Consider the following 17,448-nt stretch of genomic DNA (forward strand, 5'->3'; position numbering starts at 1 on the left):
AGAGGGAAAAGAATGGAGGCTCCAAAGTATATTTTAGATGTTTGGAAGCGATTTGATCACTTTCCAATGGAGACATTAACTAAAGGATGGCTATTTTATAAGAAAAATTTTAAGAAACAAAGAAATGTTGAACTTATGAAAGAACATCGGGAGCAATACGGAATCACAGGGAATTGTTTTGATTTGGCATTATGGCTATATGATGAGTTTCAAAAGGAAGGGATTGACTCTTATTTTATCGGAAGCCAATTTCATACACCAAAAGCACATGTTGGGGTCATTGCAGTTGATGAACGAGGAAATCGCTATTTATGTGATTTAGGTGACCAATGGATCCAACCGATTCTTATAGATACAACTTCAAATTTTACAACGGAAAATCTTCATGGATTTTTTCCAGGTGCAGAAGTAAAGGTGATTCCGAGTCAAGAATCTATCACCATTCAATACTATCGGCCGAATGGAAAAATGTCTTCTCAAACATACGAGTTAAAGAAAATACATTTGGATGAATTTTTATACGGAGCCAATTATTCACAAAGTCATGTGCGTTCTCGTGTTCTATTAGAGTGTAGAATACCTTATAAAGATGAAATCGCCCATTGGGAGTTTTATAATTGGGAGAGTTTTTTAAGTACGACAAAAGGAATTGATCGGGATCAACCGTTAAAAACAATTGAAGAATGGGCAAATCGAATTCATGAAAAAACAGGGTATGATTGGGGATTTCTAGTAGAGGCATTATCTATTTATAAAGAATTACAAATGTATGAAAACAAGATTTAAGGTACAATCAATAGTAAGGGGGAAAGATAATGGCAACTTATCCAAATAGTAAAGAAACATTAAAAGTGATAGAAAAACTAGTTTCGATTCCGAGTCCAAGCGGAAACACGGAAGCAGTGATTCAATATGTAGAAAGTTTTTTAAAAAATCTTGGTTTGGAAACGAGAAGAAATCGAAAAGGGGGGCTTCTCGTAACATTAAAAGGGAAAGATGATCGTAAACATCGAATGTTAACAGCCCACGTAGATACTCTAGGGGCTATGGTCAAAGAAATTAAAAATAATGGAAGACTTCGATTAGATTTAATCGGCGGATTTACATGGAACTCTATTGAAGGAGAGTATTGTCAAATTGAAACGTCTTCCGGAAAAGTGTACACTGGAACGATTTTAATGCATCAACAATCCGTTCACGTGTACAAAGACGCCGGAAAAGCGGAAAGAAATCAGCAAAATATTGAAGTGCGCATAGATGAGAAAGTACATACTGCTGATGAAGTACGTGCATTAGGAATAGAAGTAGGCGATTTTGTATCGTTTGACCCAAGAGTTGAAATTACGGAGAGCGGTTATATTAAATCTCGTCATTTAGATGATAAAGCCAGTGTCGGTGCATTATTAATGTTAATTAAGCATTTAGTAGAAAATCAAATAGAACTTCCTTATACCACTCATTTTCTTATTTCTAATAATGAAGAGATCGGGTATGGTGGAAACTCAAATATTACAAAAGAAACCGTTGAATATTTAGCGATGGACATGGGAGCGATGGGTGACGGACAATCCACCGATGAGTATACAGTTTCGATATGTGTTAAAGATGCAAGTGGACCGTATAATTATAAACTACGAAAACATTTAGTCCAATTAGCAGAAAAATATCAGATTGATTATAAGCTAGATATATATCCGTATTACGGTTCTGATGCTTCTGCCGCTATTCGAAGCGGTCATGACATCATTCACGGTTTAATCGGTCCGGGAATTGATTCCTCCCATGCTTTTGAAAGAACTCATATTTCATCCATAGAGAATACAGAAAAACTATTATATCATTATGTGTTATCTGACATGGTTGAATAACGAATTATATATACTCAATGAAAGACGAACACAGAGGTTGAAATATCAATCTCTGTTTTTTTATATATGGTTACCGGAGGTTGGTGGCATTTTACAATTCAAGCGTAAACTCCGGGAATAAGGAAACAAACGCTTCCTCTAATAAAAAATATAAACTTTATGAAAAAGAACTATTATTCTTCGATTTTTTTGGCAACACTTGTAGTAAAAATTCCTGAAAGGGTGATTTGATGCGAAAGTTGGTTTTGACTTTTGTTCTTATATTTGCAATTTTCGGATGTTCACATGAAAAACAACGAGAAGTAGAGGATAAGTCCGTAAATAAAAAAGAAAGCGCCGTAGTAGTAGCAGAAAAATTAAATATACCGTGGTCAATTAATTATGACGGAGAAACATTTTATATTAGTGAACGGACAGGAGCTGTTGTGGAAATTACTAATGGTCAAATTAATAGAAATAAAGTATTTCTTGAAAAACCTCTAGCGACAGCGGCTGAAGCTGGATTATTAGGCTTTATTCTACATCCTCAAGAAGAAAATCAAGCATTTGCCTACTATACTTATGAAAATAGTGATGGTCAGTTTAATAGAATTATTACCATGGAAAAAAGAGAAGATGGATGGCATGAAAAGCAAGTTTTATTAGATAGAATACCAAGCGGTAGTTACCATCACGGAGGAAGATTGAAAATTGGTCCAGATGGGAAATTGTATGCAACAACTGGGGATGCAGCTACGGACCCTTTAATTGCCCAACAACTAGATTCATTAGGTGGAAAAATATTAAGGATGAATCTTGATGGATCTATTCCCGATGATAATCCTTTCAAAGATCTGTATGTTTATAGCTATGGACACCGTAATCCACAAGGTCTCGTTTGGGATGAAAACGGCCAATTATATAGTTCAGAGCATGGATCTAGTGCGCACGATGAGGTGAATAAAATAGAAAAAGGAGGTAACTATGGATGGCCACTGATTCAAGGTGATCAACAGGCAAAAGACATGAAAGTTCCGTTATTTCATTCAGGAAACGATACATGGGCTCCGTCAGGAATGGCTTATAAAGATGGAATTCTATATGTTGCTATGCTAAGGGGAGAAGGAGTGATGGCTTTTGACTTGAAGTCAGGGAAATCAAAGAAAGTCGTATCTGGATTTGGAAGAATTCGAGACGTGTTTATTTTAGGGGATGAATTATACTTTGTTACCAATAATACGGATGGGCGAGGCAATCCATTAGTTGAAGATGATCGATTAATAAAAATTCCTTTGCCAAAAGAAATATAATTTTTTGTTGGAGGAGGACAGAACCTTCCTCGTAATAGAGAATGCCAGTGAAATTTTTCTTTTTAAGTTTCACTGGCTTTGCATTTTATATAAAAAAACAAATTCACTCTTGAACGATCATTTTGTAAATAATCAATATTCCGTGCAAAATTTTTAGAGTACTTTTCGAACCATCGACTTGCAAATAAATTCAATCAAGTTGCAAGATTTTTCGTCGACTTACAAGAAAATGGCGGGGAGTTACAAATAATTTTTTCGAAGTTACAAATATTTTCCGCGCAGTTGCAAGTTTCATTTTTTCAAGTTGCAAATAACTATCCAATAGTTACAAATACTTTTTTTAAACTTGCAAATTTGATCAGAAGAGTTGCAAATAATCATTTAATTGATCAGGATTGGTGACCGCCAATCCTCACCGATTGAAAGAAAATCACTTTCGAATGATCGACTTGCAAGTAAATCATTATGATTTGCAAGTTTTTTTCTAATGCTCGTTCAATCATTCACCAGTGATTAATTAACTTGCAAATATATTAATACAGGTTGCAAGTTTTTCTACCAATCGTTTAACCAAATCACTCAGGAGCGTTCAACTTATAAATGAAATCAATCTAGGGTCCACTGACAAATTCATATTCACGAGTAACAATCCATTTTCCTATATACTAGTAATGAATAGGAGCACAAATATGAAAAAAGAAAGAAGTAGAAATTGAAAATCCTCAATTTCTGCTTCTTTCATATTTGAAACTAGTTTTTTTATTAAACAGAAGCTAAAAATTCGTCTACTTCTTCAGGAGTTTTTGCATATGCGCTGTGGAGATGACCAAGTTTTTCCCCGTTTTTAAATACAAGTAAGCTTGGAATTCCCATTACATTTTGCTCTTCTGCTACAGAAGGGATTTCATCTTTATTCATTTGATACCATTTCAAATTACTATATTTTTCTTGAATTTCACCGATAAACATATTTAAACGAACACAGTCTGGGCACCAATTCGTATAAAATTTCACCACTACCTTTTCATCACTGTTAATGATTTCGTTAAATTGTTCTACAGATGTAATTTCTTTCATTTTTATAACCTCCATTTATGAATGCTTTTCCCATTGATAGGACCAAAATCTTTCTTTTTGTATCCAAGCAAGTGCTTGAGGATCCTTATTTTTTATTTTATTTTCCATATCTTGCGAAAACAATTGAGTTTGTGAAGCATGAGCTTTAATAGTTTTCATTTTAATTTCTTGAACCGCACTAACATCATGGATGATATCAGGTTCACCCAATTCTTCAACACAGTTGTTAGAAAATGCTACACAATGTAGTTTAGGACGATCTTCAATTGGCAGGCGACTAACCGCTCGAACTACTGCTCTTCCACAAGCTTCATGATCCGGGTGAACAGAATATCCCGGATAGAATGTAATGATGAGTGTAGGTTTTAACTCATCTATTAACGAGAATATAACATCGGCAAGTTTTTCTTCATCTTCAAATTCTACTGTTTTATCACGAAAACCAAGCATTCTTAAATCTTTTAGTCCCATTGCTTCACATGCTGCTTGTAATTCTTTTTTTCGAATTTTTGGCAACGTTTCACGCGTAGCAAATAATGGATTCCCCATATTTCTTCCCATTTCTCCAAGAGTTAGACAAGCGTATGTCACAGGAGACCCATTTTGGATGTATGAGGCAATCGTTCCACTCACTCCGAAAGCTTCGTCGTCTGGATGAGGGAATACGACTAATACATGTCTTTCATTTTCAATCAAAATTATCACTCCTTTCTATTCAAAAGGTGTTCTACTAATTTCAAAGGCAATGGCTAATTTTCCACTAGAATCATGCCCTGCCATTAACAGTCGACCGAGTTCGTCTACTTCATAGTGGGTAATGCCTTCTCCATACACCCATCCTAAATCTAATTTTAAGCCAACGCGATATGGGCCATTTCCAACGATTTTCCCGATTGAATATTTTATTTTTGCGTTACGAATAAAGCATCCTGCATTCAGGAAAGTTTCATCGTTATGGGAAGCATAAGCACCGTTAGTCGTTTCTAAATGTATATATACTTCATCATTGGCAAACTGATCAATGACTTGCTGGACTTGTTCTTTATCTTGAATAGGTTCCATTGAATTCCTCCTATCTTTAAGAAAAAGCTCTATTTCTAATTTTTATCATACTAAAAAAAATTCATTTACGCGAAAAGAATGATTTATGCGTATGTAGACTAATAAAAGTAGGGGATAATTGTTTAACCAGTATATTTTAACCCGTCTGTTTAAAGTGGAGGGCGTGCATTGTGACCTCGCAAGACTTGAAGTATGTACGAGGCGCCTTGAACCGTGCCCCGCAAAAAGCGTCTTGTCGAAACGAAGAAGAACAAAAAATAAAGGCACTTATGATTTTTTTCATCACAAGTGCCGTTTTCTTTTGACTCGAGTTTGTCTAGCCTCTTTATACAATTATTGAACTTCTTTTACTTCTAGTCGCTCAGATGGGAAGCGATTATATGCTCCATGCATGACTGGACCAACGTATTGATTTAGTTTAAATCCATGACGAATTGCTGCAGAAACAAATGCTTTTGCATTTTTCACAGCTTCTAACGTAGATTGTCCGTTGGCTAAATTAGCTGTTATAGCAGCAGCGAACGTACAACCCGCACCATGTGTATAAGTGGTATCTACTTTATCTGTTTCAAATAAAATAAAGTCTTTTCCATCAAAGAATAAATCAACAGCTTTTTCATGTTCAAGCTGTTTTCCACCTTTAATAACAACAGCTTTAGCGCCAAAATCAACAATCTTCTCGGCAGCTTTTTTCATATCTTCTACTGTTTTAATTGGACCAAGTTTTGATAATTGTCCAGCTTCAAATAGGTTTGGAGTTGTAATCGTTGCTCTCGGAAGAAGAAGTTCTCGAGCAGCATCTACTGTTTCTGGCTGTAATACTTCATCTTCTCCTTTACAAACCATAACTGGGTCAATGACAACTTTATCAAGTTTATGCTCGTCTATTTTTCTTGCTGCTAATTCAACAATTTCAACGGAGCCAAGCATACCAGTTTTCATCGCATCTATTCCGACGGAAAGAATTGTTTCCAATTGAGATTCAACGATATCGACATTTTGCGGGAAAACTTTATGATGCCAGTGATTATTAGGATCCATCGTCACAATGGTTGTTAAAGCTGTCATACCATATACGCCATGCTCTTGAAACGTTTTCAAATCTGCTTGAATTCCTGCACCGCCACTAGAATCTGAACCTGCAAGCGTTAATGTTTTTTTCATAGTCATTTTTTTACCTCCCTAAGGTGGATAACTAGCAATATCAAATAGAATCTTCCTCATTCATTATAACAATTTATTTATATCGTACCACGTGAATTTTAAATTATTGATTTCATAAATTCTGGTAGTGCAAAGCAACTTTTTAATATTTCTTGATTGAAATATTTCGTTTCAATCGGGTGATTTTTGAAAGTTTCCGGATTTAAAGAATGTTGTTTTGAACCAATTGTAAAACTCCACAGACCTCCCGGATAAGTAGGAACAACGGCAGTATAAGTACCGGAATATGTGAATAATTGGCGAATAGAATCGGCAGTTTGCTTTAAAATGGATGAATGGAAAATTGGTGACTGACTTTGGCAAACCATGATTCCATCTTCTTTTAAAGCTTTATGCAAGTTTTTATAAAACTCGTATTCAAATAATTGCTCTGCAGGTCCCACTGGGTCTGAAGAATCAACAATAATTACGTCATATTCATTGACTTTATTTTTCGCAAATTGTACTCCGTCGTCAAAAATAAAGTTCACCCGTGGATCAGACAGATTTCCGGAAACTTCCGGTAAATGTTCTTTACAAGCTTTTACAACCAATTCATCAATTTCCACCATGTCAATTTGCTCGATTTCTTTATATTTCGCGACTTCCCGTGCGGCTCCACAATCTCCTCCGCCAATAATTAGAACCTTTTTAGGATTTGGATGAATATGTAAAGGGACGTGAGTAATCATTTCATTATAAATGTGACCATCAATGGAAGTAGTTTGTACGACTCCATCAAGGACAAGCATTCTACCGAAATCATACGAATCTAAAATCATGACATGCTGTAAAGGAGATGATTCGGAAAAAATTACATCACGAATTTTATAGCTTATTTTTAAATGGTCACGATCATTCTCCGTTAACCATAGAGCCCCATCGAAATTTTGTAAGTATTCTACATTTCTTTCCATAGTAACCCTCCTATTGTTCAAACTATATTTCTTGTCTCATTGTAACAATACTTTGTATTTTTTGCGAGAAAAGGGGAGTAACATATCTATTCGAATATTTTTCAAAACTCTTGTACAATAAAATTATACATAGGTAATCATGGGGATGTTATAATGGGAAGAATGGTGAATTGTTTTCAGTGCAAACATTTTTATGTGACTTGGGATCCGAAATTCCCTAGAGGATGTAAAGCTTTTAATTTTAAAACAAAAGAATTACCATCGGTGGCGGTATTTCGAGCATCGGGGAATCCATGTATGAAATATGAAAAAAAGATTGTGAAGAAAAATGGGGTGTTGTCATGAGTATATCTCATGAAAGGATATTGCGTAAAATTGAAGAGCAGTTACATAAGGCGAAAAATACAAACCATGTTCCTACGATTCGGGAGCATGTTCAGTCCATTAAATCATTATGTGAAGTCATTTTGGAAGAACAAGAGGAGACGGTTCAATCGTTTACCTCTGATGAGCCAAAAGTAGTTTCATCACAACCTGTCCTTCTTGAAAAACGTTTAAAGACAGAAGACGGGGCAAACGGAGATTCAATTTTTGATTTTTAATGGAGGGAATTTACATGAATACGTTTTTATTAATTGGAGCTATCAATGCGTTTTTGGCAGTAGCTTTTGGTGCCTTCGGAGCCCATATTCTAGAAGGAAAACTGCCTGAAAAATATATGGGAACTTGGCAAACAGGGGTTACCTATCAAATGTTTCATGCTGTTGGGTTACTTGTCATAGGTGTATTATCAGGTAATATTCCTGCTAACCAACTTCTATCATGGTCCGGATGGCTTATGTTGACGGGTATCATTCTATTTTCAGGTAGCTTGTACATTTTAAGTTTAACGCAAATTCGGATTTTAGGTGCGATCACTCCTTTCGGTGGAGTTTCTTTTCTAATCGCATGGGTATTGTTAATGATCGTTGCTGTAAAAATGTTTTGATGAAAAATGCTACTCAAAACGTCTAAAAAAGAGCGGCTCGAGGAACCATTTTGTTGTTTCTCGAATCGCTCTTTATTTTTTATTACCCAGCAATTTTCTAGGGAGAACTTAGCTAAAAGTTGAAAAATGTCATTCAATTCAATGTATTTCCTTTTATTAAGTATCAAATCATTATCTTGGAGTATAGGTTGAGACCTGTGATCCAAATGGATAGGTATAATCGATTTCTTCTTCAAATGTTATATAATCAACATACACCATTAATATTAAATACCGAATCCCTGTTTCTGGATCACTTAATATAATGTGGTCTCTTCCTGCTGCCTCAATCACTCCTTTAAACACTTTTGCATTCCATTCTCTATTGTTTTCAAAAGTTGCATAGACATTGACTAGTTTCCCTTTGTTTAGTCGTAAAATATTTTCAATATAGGATTGTTCTAATGGTAACATTCCTGGAATTTGAGGTGCTTGAGATTGAGAAGGCATTTGACCACCAGGAATGACCGAACCAGAAGGCATTTGTGGAAACATAGCACCAAATCCTGGAAAACCTTGACCATATGATTGCTGTAACGCTTGAGCGTTACCGAAGCCTGTTCCTGCCGGCTGTTGTCCGCTATAACTCATGGCAGACGGCTGCTGCTGACGAAAATAATATTGGTTGTAAGAATTTCCAACATTTGAACTCATTTTTTATTTTCCTCCTCCATATATTTAATAAACTGTAGGGCAATTGGATCTTGTTGGAGAATAAAAACAATGCGATTTGTAGCGACCAGAATTCCATTGATTAAACCATTGGGCTGGGCAAGAGCCTTGAGGCTTGAAAAACCATAAAGAATTAGTCGCAGGATGAAATCTTTGTCCGGCTATAACTTTTCTAGCCAAATCAATCTCAATTTGTCTTGCTCGCTGATAAAAATAACCTTTCTGTGTTGCTTCAAACCCACCAGGAGATTGAAAAACCATTTGTTTAATTGTTCGTATATCTTTGAAGTCTAAACAATCAGCAATCACACGGTTAATCCCTGTATTTCCAACCATTAACATTCCTAGTTTTCCTTCTCCTTCAGCTTCTGCGCGTAAGAGTCGGGCTAATAGTTTTACTTCTTCGTCGTTGTATGCAACAACACCCATGATGTCACCTCTCTTTGTCGAGTTATCGACGTAAGAACATTTAGCAGAAAAGGATTAATTTACTAACACATGTATATGAAATTAGACAAATACCTATGACTAATGGAAAAGCCCATTTGTTCAACGATTTTGAAAAAATATATAAACAATAGCTACGATGGTATAATGGAGGAATCAAAAATAGAAGGAATATTTGATTTGAAGAAAATAGAAGGAACAAGTAAAAGGCAAGAAGAGAGTTAATATTTCCCTTCTTGCCTTAATGAAATCTAGTAAACACTTATTGTTCATTTACATGAAGCATTTGTTGAAACTTATCACGATCTAAAAGGTTTCCGACAAAGAATGAACCAAATTCTCCGTAGCGCGCACTTACTTCGTCAAAACGCATTTCGTACACAAGTTTTTTAAATTGTAATACATCATCAGAAAATAGTGTGACTCCCCATTCATAATCGTCAAAACCAACGGAACCAGTAATAATTTGTTTTACTTTTCCAGCATATTGACGCCCAATCATTCCATGACTTCTCATTAATTCACGACGTTCTTCCATAGAAAGCATGTACCAGTTATCATTTCCTTGTCTGCGTTTATCCATTGGATAGAAACATACGTATTTTGATTTTGGAAGTGTTGGATAAATTCTTGAGATTACATATGGGTTTTGATATGGATCTTCATTGCTATCTGAAGATAGGTAATTACTTAATTCTACTACTGAAACGTATGAATACGAAGGAACTAAACATTCTGCAAATTTTGTTTTGTTTAGTTCAGTTTCAATTTCATTTAATTCTTCCATTGTAGGACGTAAAATCATTATCATTAAATCAGCTTTTTGACCGACAATGGAATAGAATGCATGGCTTCCTTGTCTTGATTCTTCTACTTTATTCCATTTTTCTAATAGTTGTTGAAACTCATAAATAGCTTTATATCGTTCATCGCTAGATAAAGATTTCCAAAGTGTCCAATCTATTGTACGAAAATCATGGAGGCAATACCAACCATCTAGAGTTTGTGTTGCTTCATTCATTATTAACACTCCTTCCATAATCCATTCAATACATACTATATCATAGTTTTAACCAAATATAGGCGTTCAAAACTTGAAAACTGTGTGACAAGCGGCCATGAGGATAGATTTTTCATATAAAGGAAAATATAATTAGGAAATGACAATTTTATAAATGTAAAGTATGCTTGACTGGGATGCTTTATAGGAGGTTAGATATATGGAATTATTTGCAGCATTAAAGGAAAAAATTCGCACAAAAGAATTGTCAATTGTTTTTCCTGAAGGAGTAGACGAAAGAATATTAGTAGCCGCATCTCGTTTACATAAGGAACAACTTGTAAGACCAATTCTTATCGGAAAGAAAGAAGAGATTGAAAAAATTGCTAATAAAAAAGGAATTTCAATTGAAGGGATTTCTATTTATCATCCATCTACGTATGAACATAAAGATGAAATGATCTCTTCCCTCATTGAACGACGTAGAGGAAAAGTAACGGAACAAGAAGCTGAATCTATTATTCTTGATGTCAACTATTTCGGAACTATGCTTGTATATTTAGGGAAAGCAGATGGGCTTGTAAGCGGTGCTATGCATTCCACAGCAGATACCGTTCGACCTGCATTGCAAATTATAAAGACGAAAGAAGGAATTAAACGAACTTCTGGAGCTTTTATCATGGTCCGTGGAGAGGAAAAATATGTGTTTGCAGATTGTGCGATTAATATAGCTCCGACAAGTGATGACTTAGCAGAGATTGCTGTAGAAAGCGCCAAGTTAGCAAAAATGTTTGGGCTAGAACCAAAAGTGGCGATGTTAAGTTTTTCGACGAAGGGATCTGCTAAATCAAAGGAAACAGAAAAAGTGGAAGAGGCAGTAAAAAAAGCAAAAGAAATGAACCCTGATCTTATTATCGATGGAGAGTTTCAATTTGATGCTGCATTTGTACCATCTGTTGCAGCTAAAAAAGCTCCAGATTCCGTAATTAAAGGAGATGCGAATGTATTTGTATTTCCAAGTTTGGAAGCTGGAAATATAGGATATAAAATTGCCCAACGTCTAGGGAATTTCGAGGCGGTTGGACCTATTTTACAAGGGTTAAATAAACCGGTGAATGATTTATCGAGAGGCTGCAATGAGGAAGATGTGTATAAGCTTGCCATCATAACCGCTGCTCAAGCAATAATAGAGGAATAAGGTGTTTCTTAGGGAGACACCTTATTTTTTTGCTATGATATAATGGTTGTTAGATTTAAGAAAGGAAATGGTTTATGAGCGAAGTCTTTGATCTATTAAAACAAAATGAGTGGAGAGTGATTGATCAGACGAGTTTTGGTCCGTTCTTCGATCCTCTTCAATCGTTTGCAATAGACGATACTCTTTGTCATTCGGTTGGATCCGGACAATCAAGTGCAGTAGCACGAACTTGGGTGCATCATAATAGTGTGATTTTAGGTATTCAAGATGCAAAACTTCCGTATATTGAAGAAGGTCTAAAATATTTAAACAGCATTGGTTATCGATATATCGTTCGTACGTCTGGAGGATTAGCGGTCGTTTTAGATCAAGGGGTGTTAAACATTACATTAATTTTCCCTGATACGGAAAAAGGGATAGATATTGATCGTGGATATGAAGCAATGTATCAATTAATTTTATCTATGTTCAAAGATTTTAACTTGCCCATTGTGGCGGGAGAAATTAAAGGTTCCTATTGTCCGGGAAGTTTTGATTTAAGTATTGATGGAAAAAAATTCGCAGGCATTTCTCAGCGAAGATTAAGAAAAGGTGTTGCTGTTCAAATTTATTTATGTGTGACAGATTCAGGAAGTGAGCGAGCGAAAATCATAAAATCTTTTTACGACTTGTCTACAAAAGGAATGACAACTAAGTTTTCTTACCCTAAGATTCAACCGGAAGTAATGGCTTCTTTATCGGAGCTATTTAATCAACCATTAACGATTCAAGATGTGATGCTTCGTTTTTTGACGTCTTTAAATACTTTTGCGAGCCATCTCGTAAGTAGTCAATTATCTCCGTTTGAGCAAAATATGTATCAGCAATATTTCGAAAGAATAAAAGAGCGAAATGAAAAAATGATTGGACACATTTAGAAATAATAAAAGAAAATGAAAATGGAGTGCTAAAGCACCCCATTTTCTATCTTATATAACGGTTTGTTGTTGCCAACTTTATTCCCCATAAACATCTATTGTTTATCTTTTGGACTATTCGGCAAGCTTTTCTAAGTTTCCATTTCGATCCATTTTAAATTTAGTCGATGGGCGTTCTTCATCTTCAAATAATACTAGTTTCCTTGCACGGTTCATAATTTGCATTAAAGTTTCGTAATCTTCTTGCATTGTGGAAGAGTTTTCCTCTAATTCTTTTATCTTTTGTTCTAATTCTTTGTTTTCTTTTCTTAGCTCTTCAATTTCTCTTTTTAATCTTTCATTCTCAATTTTTAATAATCCTGATTGAAGATGATTTTGATTTAAATTTTGTAAAAATGCAATGACTTTTTCTAATGTCATTTCACCGCTTGTTTGAATATTTGATTGGACCGCTTCTTGAGTATTGGTATGATCGAAAGTTTCAGCTTCAGTAAGCGGGTTGACTTCTAATTCTTCAATCGATGGTGTTGGAGGTTGATATAGCAGCTTTTTCTTTCCACCATGATCTTTTCCTAGTAGTCTTTGACGTTGTTTTCTTTGTTTTTTCGCAAGTTGCAACGCTTTTTCATATTTATGGCGAACTACGGCATTCCATCTGAAACCGCAAGCGGCAGAAGTTCGATTTAATTTATCACCTACCTCCTCAAACGCATTTAATTGTGTGCTTCCTTCTCTTACATGACGTAAAACAGTTTCAGCTAATAATAAATCATTTTCTTCCGTCCATGCATCTTGACGTACTTTCATATTTCTCAACTCCCTAAATGATGATCGTTATTAATAGGTTTTACTTCTATCATGTCCAAAATATAGATGATTTATACAATTAAGTTAAAAGTATAGTAGTTTTTTCCATGGGAGAGAAAGTTGTTGAAACATCAATGTATACAATTTCCATTTTTTTAGACAAAATAGTATAAAAAGCTCGAATCATGATGAACGAAAAGGAAAAAATCGATATAATGAAAACATGATAGTTAGGAAGAGGGAAATCAAATGCCGTATTGGGATAAGCAATTAAATGAAGAAAAAGTGTTTAAAGATCCAGTTCACCGCTATATCCATGTTCGTGACCAAGTCATTTGGGACTTAATAGGAACAAAAGAGTTTCAACGGCTTCGAAGAATTAAACAATTAGGCACAACCTTTTTTACTTTTCATGGTGCCGAACATAGTCGTTTTAACCATTCTTTAGGGGTTTATGAAATCGTTCGACGAATTGTTGATGATGTGTTTAAAGGGAGAAAAGAGTGGAATGAAGAAGATAGACTTTTATCTCTTTGTGCTGCACTTCTCCATGATTTAGGACATGGACCTTTTTCCCATTCATTTGAAAAGGTATTCGATTTAGACCATGAGCACTTTACTCAAGCGATTATTTTAGGTGATACAGAAGTAAATGCTGTTTTAAGACGAGTACATGAAGATTTCCCTAAGAAAGTGTCAGAAGTAATTGCCAAAACGTCTGAAAATAAATTAGTGGTAAGTTTAATATCCAGTCAAATTGATGCAGACCGTATGGATTATTTATTGAGAGATGCTTATTTCACCGGGGTTAGCTACGGAAATTTTGATATGGAACGAATCTTGCGAGTGATGAGGCCGAGAGAGGATCAAGTCGTTATTAAAAAGAGCGGAATGCATGCAGTAGAAGACTATATTATGAGCCGCTACCAAATGTATTGGCAAGTCTATTTCCATCCAGTCACTCGAAGCGCAGAAGTTATATTAACGAAAATTTTGCACCGAGCAAAATATTTACATAAAAATTACTATTCTTTTAAATTTCATCCTCAACACTTTTATTCATTGTTTGAAGAGGAAATATCTTTAGAAGAGTATTTAAAATTAGATGAAGCGGTATTTTTATATTATTTTCAAATGTGGCAAGAAGAAGAAGACCCGATTCTAAGTGATTTATGTTGGCGATTTATGGACAGGCATCTTTTTAAATATGTTGAATTTGACCCTGCAAAAGAATATAAGAAACATGTTGAGCTAGTCGAGTTGTTTAAAAAGGCAGGGATTGATCCTGATTATTATTTAGTATTGGATTCTTCATCAGATTTACCTTATGATTTCTATCGTCCAGGTGAAGAGGGAGAACGTTTACCGATTCATTTACTTATGCCGAATGGAGAATTAAAAGAGCTTTCACGAGAATCAGAAATTGTTGATGCTATATCCGGCAAAAGACGTACGGATCATAAACTATATTTTCCAATGGATATATTATACGACGAATCTACGAAAAAATCGGTGAAACGACAAATCCGTAAACTTCTAGAACTAGAAGAAAAATAGATATTGGTATGATAGTAGGAGATGAAGGGGAATGTTAAAAGAACATGTAAAGTTATTATCAGCGATTTTTTATTCGGGTGAAATTGTCGGGCGGAAGAAGTTACAAAAAATGATTTATATTGCAAAGAAGCATTCGTTCCCTTTTCAAGAGAAATTTGCCTTTCATTTTTTTGGTCCTTATTCAGAAGAGTTAACGTTACGCATTGAAGAACTTTGCAATATGGGATTTATTTCGGAGGAAAAAGAACAAAAAGGTGGTTATTTTCAATACCGTTACAAGTTGACAAAGGAAGGATTGGAATTTCTTCATTCATATGGAAGCGAGATTCCTTTATTGAAAGATTTTTTAGAGGACATGAATGGACAAAGTTCCCGTTTTCTAGAACTTGTATCAACAATCTTATATTTTGATAACCTTTCGTATGAAGAAGTCATCGAAAAAATAAAAACGACGAAAAGTAAGCAAAATTATACGGAGGAAGAGATAGAAGAAGCGTTTCGATATATTGAAAAGTTAAAAGAAAAAGCTAAGCTTTCTCACTAAGCTTAGCTTTTTCAACTATTCATCACTTAAACGCTTTCCTCCGATTGCGTAGTGATTTTTAGACATTTCTTCAATAAATACAACGATTTTTTCTTTTGGAGCGCCAGTTGTTTCACTAACGGCTTCTGTTACTTTTTCCACTAAAGCTTTTTTCTGTTCTTCCGTTCTACCCTCAAGCATTTTTACTGTTATGTAAGGCATAATCGTAGACCTCCAATTTCGCTTATTATCTATGAAGTATTTTACTAGGAAAAAAAGAAGGATAGCAATGAAAAAAATATCGTAATAAGAGTATTAAGCCATTAATGCTATGTAAAGATTCGATGATCGAGTCATCATCTTTTTTTCATAAAGATAGTTATTGTATACTAATGAAAGAAGTCAAACAAAGGAGTTGAATGTGTGGAAGGTTTAGAACGTTTTTTAGCATATGATTTGGACGTCATTCCTTATATTATTGTTTCGTTAATCATCGCATTTTCTGTGCATGAGTTCGCCCATGCCTATATGGCTTATAAATTTGGAGATCCTACTTCGAAAAACCAAGGAAGACTCACGTTAAATCCTGCTGTTCATTTAGACCCGATCGGCACGATTTTCCTTTTTATTGCTGGATTTGGCTGGGCAAGACCTGTACCAGTTAACCGATTTTATTTTAAAAACCCTAGAAAAGCAGGGATTTTAGTTTCTTTAGCGGGGCCAGTGAGTAATTTATTACTGGCGATTATCGGTGTTTTGATCATTTATATCATCGTACGTACAGGACTTGTTTGGAGCATACCGACATTTATTTTCCATTTCTTTGAATATTTTGTGTACTTAAACATCATCTTATTTGTCTTTAATTTACTACCTTTTCCACCGTTAGATGGGTATCGAATTATTGAAGATCTTGCACCTAATGACATTCGCGCAAAAATGACGCAGTATGAACAATATGGAATTTTAATCTTTTTAATATTAGTCATTACACCTCTTGATCAATACACGATTCACCCAATTTTTAATAAAGTCGTTCCTGGTGTGTATGATTTCATTTATTCGTTGCTTCAATTTTTGCCATAAGTTAGGAGGGATACAACATGGATAAAAAAGAGAAAAAACAAGTGACTTTTAACATTATAAAAAATGATCCAACTGATGGGCATAAAGGGTTTGGAATAGGGACATTAAGTTTAGAGAATGTATCCCCTGTCATTATTGATGTGGAAGAAAAAAGAGCATTTGTTGATCTTGGTGCTATGCATGCAAGAAGTGCTGTTGAAAAGGGGATTAAATTTTTGCCTAATAAAGAAGAAGTCCCAAATGGAAAGCCATATTGGCTAATTTGGGTCACCATTCATCGAAAAGAAGAAGGACCATATTATCATGGAGTCACTGCCTGTGAATTCACAGTCGACCGATCTATTCGGAGAGGTTATAAATCTTTACCGGAACATGTCAACCGAATGGATAAATCGTTAAAAGGACATGTGATTGTAGATCATATGGATGATGAATCGAAAAAAGTTTTAAAAGAATTTTTAATGAATCATAATCAAAAGATGTGGGAATTATCGAGCGAGGAGTTAAAAAAGGGTCTTGAGGTTTCCTGACTTTTTTGAAATCTTGACAAATCTATGACATTTTATTGAACAAAGGTTTTTCAATCTTGTCGGAATTGGAAAATAACCGTAAAATGAAGAAAACGGTAAACAACCGTATAATACTAGGACAGAAAAGAGACTTGGAATTTTCCAAGTCTTTTTTCATGTGCGCCCGGCATGGGTGTAATCTATAGGGTGAAAGTCCCGAGCTGCGAAGGCAGAAGTAGCAGTTAGCTTAACGCAAGGGTGTCCGTGGTGACGCGGAATCTGAAGGAAG

21 protein-coding genes are annotated in these 17,448 nt (G+C 35.0%); 11 read left to right on the forward strand and 10 right to left on the reverse strand.

All coding sequences use genetic code 11. The annotated features are described in order from the left end of the window. The first annotated feature begins 12 nt into the window (after nucleotides 1–12). From AC3ASS_RS04060 to AC3ASS_RS04070, 3 genes are all read left to right on the forward strand, one after another. Nucleotides 13–786, forward strand: coding sequence for a hypothetical protein (locus AC3ASS_RS04060; protein WP_488282233.1), 774 nt, complete (start codon nucleotides 13–15; stop codon nucleotides 784–786). A 29-nt stretch (nucleotides 787–815) separates the two neighbouring features. Then, nucleotides 816–1,868, forward strand: a complete 1,053-nt coding sequence (locus AC3ASS_RS04065) for a M42 family metallopeptidase (protein ID WP_488282234.1) — start codon at nucleotides 816–818, stop codon at nucleotides 1,866–1,868. Between the two features lie 230 nt (nucleotides 1,869–2,098). Next, the gene (locus tag AC3ASS_RS04070; protein ID WP_488282235.1) at nucleotides 2,099–3,157 is read left to right on the forward strand and encodes a PQQ-dependent sugar dehydrogenase; all 1,059 of its coding nucleotides are present in this window, start codon (nucleotides 2,099–2,101) and stop codon (nucleotides 3,155–3,157) included. Between the two features lie 762 nt (nucleotides 3,158–3,919). Here AC3ASS_RS04070 and AC3ASS_RS04075 read toward each other — a convergent pair. The 5 genes from AC3ASS_RS04075 to speE all read right to left on the reverse strand — a co-directional run bounded on the left by AC3ASS_RS04075 (nucleotide 3,920) and on the right by speE (nucleotide 7,416). Then, nucleotides 3,920–4,234 (reverse strand): thioredoxin family protein, encoded by a 315-nt coding sequence (locus AC3ASS_RS04075; protein ID WP_488282236.1) that lies wholly within the window; start codon nucleotides 4,232–4,234, stop codon nucleotides 3,920–3,922. 15 nt (nucleotides 4,235–4,249) lie between these two features. Next, nucleotides 4,250–4,927 (reverse strand): bacillithiol biosynthesis deacetylase BshB2, encoded by a 678-nt coding sequence (gene bshB2, locus AC3ASS_RS04080; protein WP_488282253.1) that lies wholly within the window; start codon nucleotides 4,925–4,927, stop codon nucleotides 4,250–4,252. Nucleotides 4,928–4,945: 18 nt separating this feature from the next. Next, nucleotides 4,946–5,296, reverse strand: coding sequence for a YojF family protein (locus AC3ASS_RS04085; RefSeq protein WP_488282237.1), 351 nt, complete (start codon nucleotides 5,294–5,296; stop codon nucleotides 4,946–4,948). 333 nt (nucleotides 5,297–5,629) lie between these two features. Continuing rightward, nucleotides 5,630–6,466, reverse strand: coding sequence for a pyridoxine/pyridoxal/pyridoxamine kinase (gene pdxK / locus AC3ASS_RS04090; RefSeq protein WP_488282238.1), 837 nt, complete (start codon nucleotides 6,464–6,466; stop codon nucleotides 5,630–5,632). Nucleotides 6,467–6,558: 92 nt separating this feature from the next. Further along, nucleotides 6,559–7,416: a polyamine aminopropyltransferase gene (gene speE / locus AC3ASS_RS04095; RefSeq protein WP_488282239.1), complete on the reverse strand. Its 858-nt coding sequence runs from the start codon at nucleotides 7,414–7,416 to the stop codon at nucleotides 6,559–6,561. 341 nt (nucleotides 7,417–7,757) lie between these two features. Here speE and AC3ASS_RS04100 point away from each other — a divergent pair, with 341 nt between their 5' ends. Together AC3ASS_RS04100 and AC3ASS_RS04105 are read left to right on the forward strand one after the other, a co-directional pair. Then, a complete protein-coding gene (locus AC3ASS_RS04100) occupies nucleotides 7,758–8,018 on the forward strand; it encodes a YwdI family protein (protein WP_488282240.1) in 261 nt (86 codons plus the stop codon). Nucleotides 8,019–8,032: 14 nt separating this feature from the next. Beyond that, nucleotides 8,033–8,404, forward strand: coding sequence for a DUF423 domain-containing protein (locus AC3ASS_RS04105; RefSeq protein WP_488282241.1), 372 nt, complete (start codon nucleotides 8,033–8,035; stop codon nucleotides 8,402–8,404). A 171-nt stretch (nucleotides 8,405–8,575) separates the two neighbouring features. Here AC3ASS_RS04105 and gerQ read toward each other — a convergent pair whose 3' ends face one another. The 3 genes from gerQ to hemQ form a co-directional block, all read right to left on the reverse strand. Next, complete coding sequence (gene gerQ, locus AC3ASS_RS04110; protein WP_488282242.1) at nucleotides 8,576–9,097, reverse strand: spore coat protein GerQ; 522 nt, start codon at nucleotides 9,095–9,097, stop codon at nucleotides 8,576–8,578. 24 nt (nucleotides 9,098–9,121) lie between these two features. Further along, complete coding sequence (locus AC3ASS_RS04115; RefSeq protein ID WP_488282243.1) at nucleotides 9,122–9,544, reverse strand: cell wall hydrolase; 423 nt, start codon at nucleotides 9,542–9,544, stop codon at nucleotides 9,122–9,124. A 280-nt stretch (nucleotides 9,545–9,824) separates the two neighbouring features. Beyond that, nucleotides 9,825–10,583, reverse strand: coding sequence for a hydrogen peroxide-dependent heme synthase (gene hemQ, locus AC3ASS_RS04120; RefSeq protein WP_488282244.1), 759 nt, complete (start codon nucleotides 10,581–10,583; stop codon nucleotides 9,825–9,827). Nucleotides 10,584–10,782: 199 nt separating this feature from the next. Between hemQ and pta the strand changes: the two genes are divergently transcribed. Next, nucleotides 10,783–11,760, forward strand: coding sequence for a phosphate acetyltransferase (gene pta, locus AC3ASS_RS04125; RefSeq protein WP_488282245.1), 978 nt, complete (start codon nucleotides 10,783–10,785; stop codon nucleotides 11,758–11,760). 74 nt (nucleotides 11,761–11,834) lie between these two features. Then, nucleotides 11,835–12,677: an octanoyl-[GcvH]:protein N-octanoyltransferase gene (lipL, locus tag AC3ASS_RS04130; protein WP_488282246.1), complete on the forward strand. Its 843-nt coding sequence runs from the start codon at nucleotides 11,835–11,837 to the stop codon at nucleotides 12,675–12,677. Between the two features lie 114 nt (nucleotides 12,678–12,791). Here lipL and AC3ASS_RS04135 read toward each other — a convergent pair whose 3' ends face one another. Further along, nucleotides 12,792–13,484 (reverse strand): RsfA family transcriptional regulator, encoded by a 693-nt coding sequence (locus tag AC3ASS_RS04135; protein WP_488282247.1) that lies wholly within the window; start codon nucleotides 13,482–13,484, stop codon nucleotides 12,792–12,794. A gap of 249 nt (nucleotides 13,485–13,733) precedes the next feature. Between AC3ASS_RS04135 and AC3ASS_RS04140 the strand changes: the two genes are divergently transcribed. Further along, entirely contained in the window at nucleotides 13,734–15,041 is a 1,308-nt protein-coding gene (locus AC3ASS_RS04140) for an HD domain-containing protein (protein WP_488282248.1), read from the forward strand. A gap of 31 nt (nucleotides 15,042–15,072) precedes the next feature. Then, the gene (locus tag AC3ASS_RS04145; protein ID WP_488282249.1) at nucleotides 15,073–15,585 is read left to right on the forward strand and encodes a YwgA family protein; all 513 of its coding nucleotides are present in this window, start codon (nucleotides 15,073–15,075) and stop codon (nucleotides 15,583–15,585) included. 15 nt (nucleotides 15,586–15,600) lie between these two features. On the opposite strand, the gene thmT is transcribed toward AC3ASS_RS04145, so the two are convergent. Then, on the reverse strand, nucleotides 15,601–15,786 hold the full coding sequence (thmT, locus tag AC3ASS_RS04150; protein ID WP_488282250.1) for a 2-hydroxymuconate tautomerase: 186 nt from the start codon (nucleotides 15,784–15,786) through the stop codon (nucleotides 15,601–15,603). A 201-nt stretch (nucleotides 15,787–15,987) separates the two neighbouring features. Here thmT and AC3ASS_RS04155 point away from each other — a divergent pair, with 201 nt between their 5' ends. Together AC3ASS_RS04155 and AC3ASS_RS04160 are read left to right on the forward strand one after the other, a co-directional pair. Then, nucleotides 15,988–16,650, forward strand: a complete 663-nt coding sequence (locus AC3ASS_RS04155) for a site-2 protease family protein (RefSeq protein ID WP_488282251.1) — start codon at nucleotides 15,988–15,990, stop codon at nucleotides 16,648–16,650. A 17-nt stretch (nucleotides 16,651–16,667) separates the two neighbouring features. Then, on the forward strand, nucleotides 16,668–17,180 hold the full coding sequence (locus AC3ASS_RS04160; RefSeq protein WP_488282252.1) for a YwhD family protein: 513 nt from the start codon (nucleotides 16,668–16,670) through the stop codon (nucleotides 17,178–17,180). The last annotated feature ends 268 nt before the right edge of the window (nucleotides 17,181–17,448 follow it).

It is taken from the genome of Bacillus sp. JST-5 (genome assembly GCF_057747715.1).

Coding starts and splice junctions, on each gene's coding strand:
- AC3ASS_RS04060 (WP_488282233.1), top strand. CDS start 13: ATGGAGGCTCCAAAGTATATTTTAGATGTTTGGAAGCGATTTGATCAC.
- AC3ASS_RS04065 (WP_488282234.1), top strand. CDS start 816: ATGGCAACTTATCCAAATAGTAAAGAAACATTAAAAGTGATAGAAAAA.
- AC3ASS_RS04070 (WP_488282235.1), top strand. CDS start 2,099: ATGCGAAAGTTGGTTTTGACTTTTGTTCTTATATTTGCAATTTTCGGA.
- AC3ASS_RS04075 (WP_488282236.1), bottom strand. CDS start 4,234: ATGAAAGAAATTACATCTGTAGAACAATTTAACGAAATCATTAACAGT.
- AC3ASS_RS04085 (WP_488282237.1), bottom strand. CDS start 5,296: ATGGAACCTATTCAAGATAAAGAACAAGTCCAGCAAGTCATTGATCAG.
- pdxK (WP_488282238.1), bottom strand. CDS start 6,466: ATGACTATGAAAAAAACATTAACGCTTGCAGGTTCAGATTCTAGTGGC.
- speE (WP_488282239.1), bottom strand. CDS start 7,416: ATGGAAAGAAATGTAGAATACTTACAAAATTTCGATGGGGCTCTATGG.
- AC3ASS_RS04100 (WP_488282240.1), top strand. CDS start 7,758: ATGAGTATATCTCATGAAAGGATATTGCGTAAAATTGAAGAGCAGTTA.
- AC3ASS_RS04105 (WP_488282241.1), top strand. CDS start 8,033: ATGAATACGTTTTTATTAATTGGAGCTATCAATGCGTTTTTGGCAGTA.
- gerQ (WP_488282242.1), bottom strand. CDS start 9,097: ATGAGTTCAAATGTTGGAAATTCTTACAACCAATATTATTTTCGTCAG.
- AC3ASS_RS04115 (WP_488282243.1), bottom strand. CDS start 9,544: ATGGGTGTTGTTGCATACAACGACGAAGAAGTAAAACTATTAGCCCGA.
- hemQ (WP_488282244.1), bottom strand. CDS start 10,583: ATGAATGAAGCAACACAAACTCTAGATGGTTGGTATTGCCTCCATGAT.
- pta (WP_488282245.1), top strand. CDS start 10,783: ATGGAATTATTTGCAGCATTAAAGGAAAAAATTCGCACAAAAGAATTG.
- lipL (WP_488282246.1), top strand. CDS start 11,835: ATGAGCGAAGTCTTTGATCTATTAAAACAAAATGAGTGGAGAGTGATT.
- AC3ASS_RS04135 (WP_488282247.1), bottom strand. CDS start 13,484: ATGAAAGTACGTCAAGATGCATGGACGGAAGAAAATGATTTATTATTA.
- AC3ASS_RS04140 (WP_488282248.1), top strand. CDS start 13,734: ATGCCGTATTGGGATAAGCAATTAAATGAAGAAAAAGTGTTTAAAGAT.
- AC3ASS_RS04145 (WP_488282249.1), top strand. CDS start 15,073: ATGTTAAAAGAACATGTAAAGTTATTATCAGCGATTTTTTATTCGGGT.
- thmT (WP_488282250.1), bottom strand. CDS start 15,786: ATGCCTTACATAACAGTAAAAATGCTTGAGGGTAGAACGGAAGAACAG.
- AC3ASS_RS04160 (WP_488282252.1), top strand. CDS start 16,668: ATGGATAAAAAAGAGAAAAAACAAGTGACTTTTAACATTATAAAAAAT.